At 59.7% G+C, this 12,670-nt stretch carries 9 protein-coding genes and 1 pseudogene; 2 read left to right on the forward strand and 8 right to left on the reverse strand.

The window, feature by feature from the left end:
* Positions 1-72: 72 nt before the first annotated feature.
* Positions 73-1,104 carry an amino acid ABC transporter substrate-binding protein gene (locus tag ACI77D_RS26795; protein ID WP_064450807.1) on the reverse strand — a complete coding sequence of 344 codons (1,032 nt, stop codon included), beginning with the start codon at positions 1,102-1,104 and terminating at the stop codon, positions 73-75.
* Positions 1,105-1,449: 345 nt separating this feature from the next.
* Here ACI77D_RS26795 and ACI77D_RS26800 point away from each other — a divergent pair, with 345 nt between their 5' ends.
* Both ACI77D_RS26800 and rhlB read left to right on the forward strand, forming a co-directional pair.
* Positions 1,450-2,106, forward strand: coding sequence for an alpha/beta hydrolase (locus ACI77D_RS26800; protein ID WP_064450806.1), 657 nt, complete (start codon positions 1,450-1,452; stop codon positions 2,104-2,106).
* A gap of 96 nt (positions 2,107-2,202) precedes the next feature.
* Entirely contained in the window at positions 2,203-3,678 is a 1,476-nt protein-coding gene (gene rhlB / locus ACI77D_RS26805; RefSeq protein ID WP_221296040.1) for an ATP-dependent RNA helicase RhlB, read from the forward strand.
* Positions 3,679-3,817: 139 nt separating this feature from the next.
* Here the strand turns inward: rhlB and moaE are convergent, their stop codons facing one another.
* The 7 genes and pseudogenes from moaE to ACI77D_RS26840 all read right to left on the reverse strand — a co-directional run.
* On the reverse strand, positions 3,818-4,267 hold the full coding sequence (gene moaE / locus ACI77D_RS26810) for a molybdopterin synthase catalytic subunit MoaE (RefSeq protein WP_094951926.1): 450 nt from the start codon (positions 4,265-4,267) through the stop codon (positions 3,818-3,820).
* A 2-nt stretch (positions 4,268-4,269) separates the two neighbouring features.
* Positions 4,270-4,512, reverse strand: coding sequence for a molybdopterin converting factor subunit 1 (gene moaD / locus ACI77D_RS26815; RefSeq protein ID WP_064450803.1), 243 nt, complete (start codon positions 4,510-4,512; stop codon positions 4,270-4,272).
* Positions 4,509-4,982 carry a cyclic pyranopterin monophosphate synthase MoaC gene (gene moaC, locus ACI77D_RS26820; protein ID WP_064450802.1) on the reverse strand — a complete coding sequence of 158 codons (474 nt, stop codon included), beginning with the start codon at positions 4,980-4,982 and terminating at the stop codon, positions 4,509-4,511. The genes moaD and moaC overlap by 4 nt, the downstream gene beginning before the upstream one ends.
* Before the next feature lie 126 nt (positions 4,983-5,108).
* Positions 5,109-8,840, reverse strand: a complete 3,732-nt coding sequence (locus ACI77D_RS26825; RefSeq protein WP_407017817.1) for an autotransporter domain-containing protein — start codon at positions 8,838-8,840, stop codon at positions 5,109-5,111.
* A 314-nt stretch (positions 8,841-9,154) separates the two neighbouring features.
* Positions 9,155-10,549, reverse strand: a complete 1,395-nt coding sequence (locus ACI77D_RS26830; protein ID WP_053254513.1) for a PhoH family protein — start codon at positions 10,547-10,549, stop codon at positions 9,155-9,157.
* Between the two features lie 348 nt (positions 10,550-10,897).
* Positions 10,898-12,022 (reverse strand): polysaccharide deacetylase family protein, encoded by a 1,125-nt coding sequence (locus tag ACI77D_RS26835; protein ID WP_064450800.1) that lies wholly within the window; start codon positions 12,020-12,022, stop codon positions 10,898-10,900.
* A gap of 429 nt (positions 12,023-12,451) precedes the next feature.
* Positions 12,452-12,670 (reverse strand): annotated as a pseudogene (locus ACI77D_RS26840) (hypothetical protein); the annotation flags it as partial.

Here is a 12,670-nt window from a genome sequence, read left to right on the forward strand (position 1 = left end):
GAAGTGCCCCGGAAAGAATGGAACAGAACATCACCCGGTGGTTGGCCCACCGGGTGACAGAACCATCAGCTATCAGCGCACAGGGGGTGCGTATTGAATGCCACCGTTGTTCCACAGTGCGTTCATGCCGCGGTCGATTTCCAGTGGTGTGCTCTTGCCGAGGTTTTTCTCGAACACTTCACCGTAGTTACCGACCTGCTTGACGATCTGCACGACCCAATCTTTTTTCACTTTCAAGTCTTTGCCGTATTCGCCGTCAGCACCCAGCAGGCGTGCAACGTCCGGGTTCTTGGTGGACTTGGCTTCAGCTTCAACGTTCTTCGACGTGATACCGGCTTCTTCAGCGTTGAGCATGGCGTAGCCAACCCAGCGCACGATGGCCAGCCACTCGTCGTCGCCATTACGAACGACCGGGCCCAGCGGCTCTTTGGAAATGGTTTCCGGCAGCACCACGTAGTCTTTCGGCGAGGCCAACTTGCTGCGCTGTGCGTAGAGTTGCGACTTGTCGGAAGTCAGCACGTCGCAACGACCGGATTCCAGCGACTTGGCGCTTTCATCGGAGGTGTCGAAGGTGATCGGGGTGTACTTGAGGTTGTTGGCGCGGAAGTAGTCGGAAACGTTCAGCTCGGTGGTGGTACCGGCCTGGATGCAGATGGTTGCACCGTCCAGTTCCTTGGCACTTTTCACGCCCAGCTTGTTGTTAACCAGGAAGCCAACACCGTCGTAGTAGGTGATGAAGCCCGGAAACTTGAGGCCCATGCCCGCATCGCGGGAGCTGGTCATGGTGGTGTTGCGCGACAGGATGTCGACTTCGCCGGACTGAAGCGCGGTGAAACGCTCCTTGGCGTTCAACTGGCTGAATTTGACCTTGGTTGCGTCACCGAAAACGGCGGCAGCCACAGCGCGGCAAACGTCAGCATCGATCCCGAGGATCTTGCCGCTGGCATCCGGTACCGAGAAACCCGGCAGGCCGTCACTCACGCCACATTGCACAAAGCCTTTCTTCTGCACGGCGTCCAGGGTGGCGCCGGCTTGGGCGAAACCACTGACACCCAGTACAGCGGCCGCGGTTACGATGGCCAGGGTGGATTTCAATACCTTCATTCAAACCTCCAGTTGCTCTTGTTGTGTCGGAGCTCCAACCTCAGCGCACCCTTATGAGGCGATATCGACCCGTGTTGGCTTTTTTTGGGGTCAAGCGGCATGAAGTTGTCGCGGTAATTCCAGTTGCTATCCCACAAGCGGCAGTCACTGATAGTGTTACCGTCCTAAGATAGTTCTGACATCGACCTACACATAGCAAGGCGCGTACCAGAGTGGAGGCTGAGTCGTTTCAGCCCATGGTCAATAGAAAAAGATTCAACCTTGCGACATTCTCTTAACAGATCAACCCGTCGCGCACCGTTCCGACGCACCCAATCGGAGCGCACGCACATATATGGAGCAGACATGACCGAACCCTTGATTCTACAGCCCGCCAAGCCCGCAGACGCCTGCGTAATCTGGTTGCATGGCCTGGGTGCCGATCGCTACGACTTCCTGCCGGTGGCCGAGGCGCTGCAGGAAAACTTGCTGTCCACGCGCTTTGTATTGCCCCAGGCACCGACCCGCCCGGTGACCATCAATGGTGGCTACGAGATGCCCAGCTGGTACGACATCAAGGCCATGAGCCCAGCCCGTTCCATCAGCCTGGAAGAGCTGGAAGCGTCGACCAAAATGGTCACGGACTTGATCGAAGATCAAAAAAGAACCGGGATAGACGCCTCGCGGATTTTCCTCGCCGGTTTTTCCCAAGGTGGCGCCGTGGTCTTCCACACCGCTTTTCTTAAATGGCAGGGGCCCTTGGGCGGCGTGATTGCCCTCTCTACTTATGCACCAACCTTTGGTGACGAGCTGGAATTGTCTGCGAGCCAACAGCGCACGCCTGCCCTGTGCCTGCACGGTCAGTACGACGACGTGGTGCAAAACGCCATGGGCCGAAGCGCCTACGAGCACTTGAAGAGCCGTGGTGTCACCGTGACATGGCAGGAATACCCAATGGGTCACGAAGTGTTACCTGAAGAGATACGCGATATCGGTGCCTGGTTGACCGCACGCCTGGGCTGAAACCCAGCGTTTATGTAGCCGTATGACAGACGCACTACGCCGCGCCCGTTTCTTGCATTACACTGGCCGGCGTACATTCCTTAACCAATTAATGAGATCACCGTGCTCAAAGCACTTAAGAAGATGTTCGGCAAAAGCGAGGCTGAGCCGTTCGCGCCTGTTCCCAGTGCTCCTGTCCCCTCCTCCGACAGCCGCAATGACGGTCAACAGCCAGGCCGGACCGCACCTGTCGCCTCGCCGAAGAAACCGCCGGTGACGCCACCTGAACAGGTACTGCCTGCTGAGGCCGCCCCGGCGCCGGCGCCGGCGCCGAAAGCACCACGCCGCGAACGCGCACCAAAACCGCCCGTGACCCCGTGGAAACTCGAAGACTTCGCCGTCGAGCCCCTGGAAGGCAAAACCCGCTTCCACGATTTCAAACTGGCCCCGGAACTGATGCACGCCATCCAGGACCTGGGGTTCCCGTACTGCACGCCGATCCAGGCGCAGGTGCTGGGTTTCACCCTCGCCGGCAAAGATGCCATTGGTCGCGCGCAAACCGGTACCGGCAAGACCGCCGCGTTCCTGATTTCGATCATCACCCAGCTGCTGCAAACGCCGCCGCCCAAAGAACGCTACATGGGTGAGCCGCGCGCACTGATCATCGCCCCGACCCGGGAGCTGGTGGTGCAGATCGCCAAGGACGCCGCCGACCTGACCAAGTACACCGGCCTCAACGTCATGACGTTCGTCGGCGGCATGGACTTCGACAAGCAACTCAAGCACCTCGAAGCCCGTCACTGCGACATCCTGGTCGCCACCCCGGGCCGCCTGCTCGACTTCAACCAGCGCGGCGACGTGCATTTGGACATGGTCGAAGTGATGGTGCTGGACGAAGCCGACCGCATGCTCGACATGGGTTTTATCCCGCAAGTACGTCAGATCATTCGCCAGACCCCGCCGAAAAACGAGCGCCAGACCCTGCTGTTCTCCGCGACCTTCACCGAAGACGTGATGAACCTCGCCAAGCAGTGGACCACCGACCCGTCCATCGTCGAGATCGAAGCGCTGAACGTCGCCAGCGAAAACGTCGAACAGCACATCTACGCCGTCGCCGGCGCCGACAAGTACAAGCTGCTCTACAACCTGATCAACGACAATGGTTGGGAACGCGTGATGGTGTTCGCCAACCGCAAGGACGAAGTGCGCCGCATCGAAGAACGCCTGGTACGCGATGGCGTCAACGCTGCGCAACTGTCCGGCGATGTGCCGCAACACAAGCGCATCAAGACCCTGGAAGGCTTTCGCGAAGGCAAGATTCGCGTGCTGGTGGCCACTGACGTTGCCGGGCGCGGAATTCACATTGATGGCATCAGCCATGTGATCAACTTCACCCTGCCGGAAGTGCCGGATGACTACGTGCACCGCATTGGCCGTACCGGCCGTGCAGGCGCTGCGGGTGTATCGATCAGCTTTGCCGGGGAAGATGACTCGTACCAGCTGCCGTCGATCGAGACGTTGCTGGGTCGCAAGATCAGTTGCGAGACGCCGCCGACGCATTTGCTGCGGGCTGTGGAACGCAAACGCCCGTAAGCCGGAATGCGATTAAAAATGTGGAAGCGGGCTTGCTCGCGAATGCGGTCTGTCAGTTAAAGATGTACTGACTGAGACACCGCTTTCGCGAGCAAGCCCGCTCCCACATTTGGATCTCCACACACATTTAGTCAGCTGTTTACTTCCAGCGATCCGCCGCCGCGTGATCGCTGCCCCGCCCTTCCACCCAGCGCGGGCCTTCAGGGGTGTTCTCTTTCTTCCAAAAAGGCGCCCGGGTCTTCAGGTAGTCCATCACAAACGCACAGGCATCAAACGCGGCCTGGCGATGCGCACTGGCTGCCGCAACAAAAACGATGGGCTCGCCCGGCTCCAGCGCGCCGATGCGGTGCAGCACTTCCAGCTTGAGCAACGGCCAACGTTGTTCGGCTTCCACCGCGATCTTGGCCAGGGCTTTTTCGGTCATGCCGGGATAGTGCTCAAGGAACATGCCCGACACGTCGCGGCCGTCATTGAAATCGCGCACATAGCCGACAAAACTCACCACCGCGCCCACGCCGACATTGGCCGCATGCATCGCGTTGACTTCGAAGCCCGGATCAAACGCCTCAGCCTGCACCCGAATGGCCATGGTCAGCCTCCGGTCACAGGCGGGAAAAACGCGACTTCATCACCATCGTTCAGTGGCTCGTCCAACGAACAAAGTTCTTCGTTACGCGCGCACATCAGGCTGGGTTCGTTGAGCACGGCAAACTCCGGGTCACCGGCCAGCGCAAGACGCACAGCATCGACAGTGGCGAAATCGCCCTCCATCTCCAGTGAATCGAAACCCACCGCCTCGGCGTAGCGCGCAAAAAACAGTACGTTGATGCTCATGCCTGGTCCGCCTTGAAATGCCCGCTTTTACCGCCGAGCTTTTCCAGCAGGCGAATACTTTCGATGGTCATGCCACGGTCCACGGCCTTGCACATGTCGTAGATCGTCAGCGCTGCGACACTGGCAGCGGTCAGCGCTTCCATCTCCACGCCGGTCTGGCCGCTGAGTTTGCAACGCGCAAGGATATGCACGGCGTCGACGCCATCGGCGCTCAACTCGACCTTGACGCCCGTGAGCATCAGCGGGTGGCACAGCGGGATCAGATCACTGGTTTTTTTAGCGGCCTGGATCCCGGCAATGCGGGCCACGGCAAACACGTCGCCCTTGGGGTGGGCGCCGTCGACAATCATTTTCAGGGTGTCGGGCAGCATGCGCACCCGCGCTTCGGCCACGGCCTCGCGGAACGTCACGGCTTTGTCGGTGACGTCGACCATATGGGCGCGACCTTGGGAATCGAGATGAGTCAGCACAGGGATACTCCTGATCAGGAGCGGCAATTGTAAACCTGTGAGTCAATTTTGCGCAGGGCTGTTTATCCCATCAAAAAAGGGGCGCACTGATTGCTCAGTGCGCCCCTCATAACCAACAACGCGGGATTAGAAGCGGAACGTAAATCCGGCATTGATCCCGTTGTTGTTACCCCGGTTGGACAGCAAACCGCTGTAGTTCAAGGACACCAGCGTGTCTTTGGTCAACGCCATTTCCGCACTGGCCTTGATCACCGCGCCATCACGGGCCACGGGCACGCTGTTGACGGCGAAGGCGGTGTCACTGCCGGTAAACTTCAGCGAGGCATCGCGATCGGTATCACCAAACTGATGCTCCCAACCCAGCTCCCCGCGCAACGTCACTGCCGACGTCGAGCTGACCGCCAATTGGGTATGCGCGCGCAGGCCCAGGGTCGACAGCGTGGCGTCCTGGCTTTGCTTGCTGGCGTGCAAGGCTGCGGCGCCGCCCTTCTCCTTGAACGAATCGCTCTGGTAATTCAGGTACGTCAGGTTGGCGAAGGGTTCGAACAGGTTCCACTGGGTGTAACCGATCTCGGCAAACACTTGGTCCGTGCGGGCGTTGTAGTCGGCTTTGTCATAGTCCGACTGGTTCGCGTAAGCCACACGCCGCGAGGTGTCCAGGCGATGCCAGGTGGTGGCGCCACCCAAGCGCAGGGCGATGGCGTCGAAGCGTTTACCGCCGTAGACCGACAGGTGATAGTTGTCACTGTCCGCCGAAGCCGACTCGCCATTGAGATGACTCTGGGTGTAGCCGGTCGCCGCGCCTACGCGCCAGCCGTCGCCGACGTCCGTGTCCAGCCCCAGCAGCACACCGCTGGTGGACGAGGAGTAGCCGCTGGCGTTGTTGTCGCCGCTGACGTTATTGCGACCCCCCAGCAGTTGCACCCAGCCACCGTTATCGCTGGTCTGGATTTGCGCGCTGGAATCCAGCGCCTGGGCCTGTTGCAGACGACCGTTGACCGCTTCGCGAAGGTAACGGCTGTCGGCCATTTGCGCCGCCGCCACATCCGAGTGCAGCTGCCCCGACAGTTGCTTGAACGCGGCCTGCGCCTGGGCGGCGGAGTCCGAGGCCAGGAGGCTTTCATACACAGGGCTGCCGCTGCCCAATGTATCGGCCACGGTTGCCACGGCGCGTTCGTTGCGGGTTTGCGCGACGCTGGCAAAACTCGTCTGGTTGCGTTCCACCGCCAGGCTCAGTTGGTTCGGCTGGTAGTTCAGTTGAGTGCCGATAAACAGGTAGTTGGGCGTAATCGCCGCAAACTGGCCGTTGATGCCCTGGCTGGCGCTGAGGATGTTGAACTGCTGGCCCAGCAGGCTTCGGGCTTCGGTGGCGGACAGCAGGTTGGGGCTGTTTTCCAGGGACACGGTGACAACACCGCCATTGAGCGTGGCGACGCCGCTGCTCTGGATCTGGTCGCTCTGCCCGTTCGGGCCGACCTCCACGGCATACACCGAACCCGGGTTGAAGGTGACGTTACCGGTGTGCAGCGTGCCGATCGAATGACCCGGCGCCACACGGCCGCCATTGTTCACGGTCAAGGCTCCCACGCTGCCGTTACCGGCCAGTGTGCCGCCCAGGGTGGTCGGCACACCGTTATCCGCGTTCACCGTACCCGCGGCGCTGCCATCCACCGTCACGGCCGAGGTCAACGAGCCGTCGACCGACAGCTTGCCGCCGCGTACCCACGTGCTGCCCGAATAGGTGTTCTGGCCTTCCAGCACCAATTCGCCGTCCCCGGACTTGGCCAGGCTGCCGACATAGGTCGTGCCGGTGAGCAAATCCTTACCGCGTGCCAGCGTCGCCTGTTCCCGGGCGTGGCCGATTTCGTATTCAAACTGATCATCCGCCGAGGCATTGGCAGGCAGCCCGTTCAGCCAGCCTTTTTGCTGTTTGGTCGCCGCCCACGTTGCCTGTTCGGTGGCGTCTTCTACACGACGGGCGCGAATCGCTTCATCGGAAATCGGGTTAGCCCAGATATCACGCGTACCGGTGGGCAATGCCACCGCCACCGAACCGAGGAACTGCCCCGGCCCCTGCATGGCTTTTTGCAGATTAGGCAAGCCCCAGCCACTGACCACTCCCGGCACTTGCGGCGTGCCTGGCGCGGCATCGTGCACCGGTTGCAGGTTGTCGTAGGTGCGCCCACCCGTCAGGTTACCGACAGGCGTGTCCGGTCCATCCGGCGCTTGCAGGCTGGAGGTGGTCAGCAACACATCCCGCGCCTGGCTGGCGGTCATGTAAGGGAAGCGCTGTATCACCAGGGCCAACGCCCCGGAAACGCTCGGTGCGGCGGCGGACGTGCCGTTGGCATTCGGGATAATTTCGCCTTCCGGCCCAGTGGACGGAATGCCCGAAACCCCCATCACACACCACCACTTCGAAGTGCCGCAGCGGTTATACACCTGGGCGCTGGTTTCGTCGTAACCGGTGATCGAGAGGAATTTTGCTTCGATGTCCGGCTTGAAAAACGGCAGGTTGGCGTTGGTGTCCGGGTTGGCACCGTGGCTGTCGTTGCCCGCCGAGATGATCTGGATAAAAGTGTTTTGCCGTGCGGCGTCCGCCATGGCATCCAGCCAGGTTTTCTGCCCGGCGTGGGCCTTGTCCCAGAACGGGCGATAGGCGGCGGTCATGTCGCGCAAGTTGTCGGCCGCACTGTCGCCGACATTACCGAAGTGGTTCTCCACGTCGTTGCGCGAATTTTGCCCCCAGCTCTGGTTGACGATCGACACGTTCTTCGCCGCCAGGGCGTTGTAGCTGGCCATGAACGCGTTGTAGTCGAGGTCGTTGGAGCCCTGGAAACGGTTGTCGTCGGTGCCGCCGGTATTGGCGACAAAAATATTCGCGTCAAAGGCAATGCCATGCATGCCGGTGCCGTTGCGACTGGCCCCCAGCACCCCGGACATTTCCGTGCCGTGACCGTCATTGATGATCGGGTCGTACTCACCGGAAATACTGAAGTGCTCGCCCTTTTGAAACTCGCCGTCCGGGGTGTCGTGGAGGTAGCGCGGGTGGGTGGCGTAATACTCGCCGCTGGACGTCACCGCTTGCACCCGGTCCTGGCCCTGGGCATTTTTGCCCTGGAACTCGAAGTGTTTGGTGAGGATGCCCGAGTCGAGCACACCCACATTCACGCCCTTGCCGGTCATGCCCAGGGCATAGGCGTAATACGCGTTGGTGCGGTCCAGGCCGGAGTTGACCTGGGCTTCCGGGGTCTTCCAGGTTTGGGCGTTGGCGCTCCAGTCACGCGTGGCGCCCGCCCAGGATTGGCCTGCATTCAGTTGCCCATTCAGGTTGCTGCTGACGCCCGGCTCAACATAGGTATAGGGCTTGGCAGCCGGCAGGTTCGCGAGGATGGCCTTGGAAAAATCCAGAATATTGGTGGTATAGCGGCCATTGTTGCTGAACAGTCGGCTGCGGTAGTAATCCAGGCGCGAGGCATAGTCCAGCGGACGCTTGGTATCGCCGAGCATGGCGCCGATGGTCAGGTTTTCCGGCTGCAGTTCGTAGTATTGCTTGAGGGGCGAATCGAACTTGCCCGACTGGGCGGCAAAGTCCTTGGCCGCGAGGTCGACAATGTCTGCGTAAGCAAACCGCAGGTTCTTGTAGACATCCGTGTTGGGGCCGAACGATGCAACGGCTTTCCTGAAGGCCGACTCCAGCACCTGAGCCGTGTAGGGGTTGCTGTCATCCGCCCAGGCCATTGAGCCCTGACCCAGCCATAAGGCCAGCCCGAGTGCGATGGGCGTGAGGGGGATTGATTTGGAACCGGTGCTGCGCTTGCGATGAAACAAAGTGAAGCCATTACCTGCTACGTCCATTATTCCTTTCCCTTTGGATATGTGCGTCGTCAATGAGCGATGTATCGGGCTTTTTGTAATAGGCAGGGTCACGCGGAAAACCCGAAGGGGTTCTCAAAACGTCGTCGAATCAATGAGGTGGTGTTTCGACGGGAGTCACACAGCGTTGTTTTTGTTTTTGCGGCGGCAAAAAATGTAACAAAATAATTACAAAGACTACAAGCACCCTGGACGCATTAACGAAGACAAATGTCGCCCACAACAAAAACCCCGGATTTCGTGAGAAATCCGGGGTGGTTCGTGGCATTTAGCCACCAACTACGACATGGGCGTGTTTACAGATGGGACTCGGCGTATTCAGCCAGAATCGAGCGAGGCACCCCTTGCAGCGCAATGTGCACGCCGTTCGGGAAGTCTTTGAAGCGTTCCGTCAGGTAAGTCAGCCCGGAGCTGGTCGCGGACAGGTAAGGGGTGTCGATCTGTGCCAGGTTGCCCAGGCACACCACTTTGGAACCGGCGCCGGCACGGGTGATGATGGTTTTCATCTGGTGCGGCGTCAGGTTCTGGCATTCATCGATCAAAATCAGGCTTTGCTGGAAGCTGCGACCTCGGATGTAGTTGAGGGATTTGAACTGCAACGGCACTTTGCTGAGGATGTAATCGACGCTGCCATGGGTGTTTTCGTCATCCATGTGCAAGGCTTCGAGGTTGTCGGTGATCGCCCCCAGCCACGGCTCCATTTTTTCCGCCTCGGTGCCGGGCAGGAAACCGATTTCCTGGTCCAGGCCCTGCACGCTGCGGGTGGCAATGATGCGGCGATAGCGCTTGGTCACCATGGTCTGTTCGATGGCGGCCGCCAGGGCGAGGATGGTTTTACCCGAGCCTGCAGCCCCGGTCAGGTTGACCAGGTGGATATCCGGGTCGAGCAGCGCATACAGCGCCAGGCTCTGGTAGATGTCACGCGGTTTCAGGCCCCAGGCTTCCTGGTGCAACAGGGGTTCCTGATGCAGGTCGAGGATCAGCAGCTTGTCGACCTGAATCTCTTTGATCCAGCCCACAAAACCCTGTTCGTCGATGATGAACTCATTGATATGCACGGCCGGCAGGTTGTCGGTCAGCTGTACCTGGTGCCAGGTGCGGCCATGGTCCTGGCGGGTTTCGACTTTGCTGACGCGGTCCCAGAACGAGCCGGTCATCGTGTGATAACCACGGGACAGCATCGACACGTCGTCGACCAGTTGGTCGGTGCTGTAGTCCTCGGCAGCGATCCCACACGCTCGTGCCTTGAGGCGCATATTGATGTCTTTGGTCACCAGCACCAGGCGCAAGTCCTTGTCACGCGCGTGCAGGTCGATCAATTGGTTGATGATTTTGTTGTCGTTCAGATTCTCCGGCAGCAGGCTGTTGGGCTCGCTGCGCTTGTTCATCAGAATCGACAGCAAGCCCTTGGGCCCGCTTTTTCCGCGCTGGATAGGCACGCCGACTTCAACGTCCTCGGGTGAGGCTTCACCCAGGGTCTTGTCGATCAGGCGAATGGCCTGGCGGCACTCGGCGGCAACGCTGTGGTGCCCGCTTTTGAGTTTGTCGAGCTCCTCAAGCACGATCATCGGGATAGCGACGTGGTGTTCTTCGAAGTTAAGCAGTGCGTTTGGATCGTGAATCAGTACGTTGGTATCAAGCACATAAAGGATTGGCTGGTCGGAAGAAGGGTTACGTCCATGATCATCCATACTCGGTCACCTTTGTGGGAGCCAGTCGACGCAATACCACAACAGTGCTGCGCCTCGATTCGACCACCGACTGCACCGCAGTGACGTCAAGTGCAGTGCCCACATGAGGAGTCTTGGAAGACGCCACCTGTGTTGCAGGTTTCGGCGATCTGACTTCGTAATACCGCAAAAACGATGACAGGAAAAAGCACTTTGACACTTTTCTGAAGTTTATTTTTCAGGATGACGAATAGCACTAGCCGAGTGCCATGGACCCCGTTAAAGTCGGAAGTCCGCCTGCATCGAAATGTCGCACAAAATCACCCCGAAAAAGCCTTATCCCCAACAGGGCCGGGCACTTCATCTTTTTCAGCGAAACGCCTCCCGGCAGTCCTGCCAACCCAACCCGCTTTGCGCCGTGGCCTGTAGCAACATCGGTAATGCGACCCGCGCCTTGTCCTGAGTGTCGTGAAACACAATCACCCCTTTGCGCCACAGCAACATCAACGTCAATACCCGTTGCGCCGCCTCATCGGCCTTGAGTTTGCCCGGCTCGTCCTGGGAATCGATATCCCACAGTGCCACCTGCAAACCCTGGGACTGGAAGAAGCCCTGGCTGTCGGCGCGACGCTGGCCGTACGGCGGGCGAAACAGCGGCACGTAGTTCTCCGGCATCAGGTTCTGCGCCAGCGATGCACTGCGCGTGATCGAGCCTTGCCACTCGACCCAATGACTGTGGGAGCGATACTGCCAGCCCTGGGTGCCCACGCACTGTCCCTGGTACAGCGCTTGTACGTCAGCGGCCGAACTGCGCTCCACGCGGGTTTGCAAACTGCTGCCGAGGACGAAGAAGGTGGCGTTGAGCTTCTGCTTGCGCAGGTAGTCAGTGAGCCAGTCAGTATTGCCGCTGACGGGTGCCGGGCCGCCGTCGAAGGTCAGCAGGAACATGCGGTCGTTGAATTCGTCGCCATTGCGTTCGTGGTCGCCAAAACGCGCGACTTCACTGCTGATCTGCGGGAACAACGCGGCTTTGCGCAGCAGTTCGTCGAGGTAGCGCTCGTGGAAATTGTGGCTGGGGTTGGCCCAGCCTATATAGAAAGAGTTGTCACTGACCTGGAACTTGCCGGCCTGTTCGCGCAGGTCGTCCATGCTTTCCACCAGGTAGCAGAACGAGGCATCTTCTTCGCAGCTTTGCTCGGCAAAGGTGTAGTTCTCCAGCAGGCGCTGCCAGAGTTGCCGGCGCAGGTCGTCAATGGCGGCCAGGTTGATGATCTTCAGGCCCAGGCGCTGTTTGAGCACGGCTTCATCCTGGGCTTCGCTGGCGATCAAACTATGGGCGAACATCAGGATTTCGGCGCGTGAGGCGACGTCGAACAGCGCGGGGCTGCTTAGCTTCTCCGGCCAGACACCACGGTCCAGGCTTGCCACATCCACCGGCGCCGCCTGGGCGCCCAAGCACAGCAAACAAGCCGACAGTAAAAACGCAATTCGCACACAGGGTCTCCCTTTCCAGAGTTGTCGGGCACTATAGCCGATCACCTGGGGGAGCTACTGGGTTGGTGTGTATATCCGTTGTTTGGGTAACGGCCACTCAGGGTTCCGGGCTTACAGCGGGTCACGTTTGATAGAGCCTGTACGGAGCGGGCCGCCTAAGATCAAAAGCAGTGCACGGCGCCCCGGTTGCCGACCTGAGTGGTGTAGATCAAAAGCAACGCCGAGGATGCCTGACAGCCGACCTGATCCTGGAAGCTGAACGCGGTTAAATGTGGGAAGGGGCTCGCTCCCGATAGCAGCGTGTCAGTTGATGCATCTGGTGACTGACCCAGCGCATTCGCGAGCAAGTCGAATCGTCGCACCGCCGCACCCACATTTGGAACTCGGTACATCGGGCAGAGGGTGTGAGGCTCTTCAGGCTGTACTCGGTCAATGTGGGAGCTGGCTTGTCGGACCGCCGAACCGCTGCGATGGCATCAACTCGGTGTACTTGGTGGACCGAGGTGTCTGCATCGCAGGCAAGCCAGCTCCCACAGAAAAGCAGTTCTGCTTCTGATCTGCCCCTGCTGTGCTTTTGCCCTGCTTTTGCTTCAACCACTCAGGTCGGCTTTCAGGCCGCCGTGCTCTGCTTTTGATCTGCTGTTGATC

Origin of the sequence: Pseudomonas sp. O39 (assembly GCF_045447295.1) — a bacterium.
Taxonomy (GTDB): domain Bacteria; phylum Pseudomonadota; class Gammaproteobacteria; order Pseudomonadales; family Pseudomonadaceae; genus Aquipseudomonas; species Aquipseudomonas antarctica_A.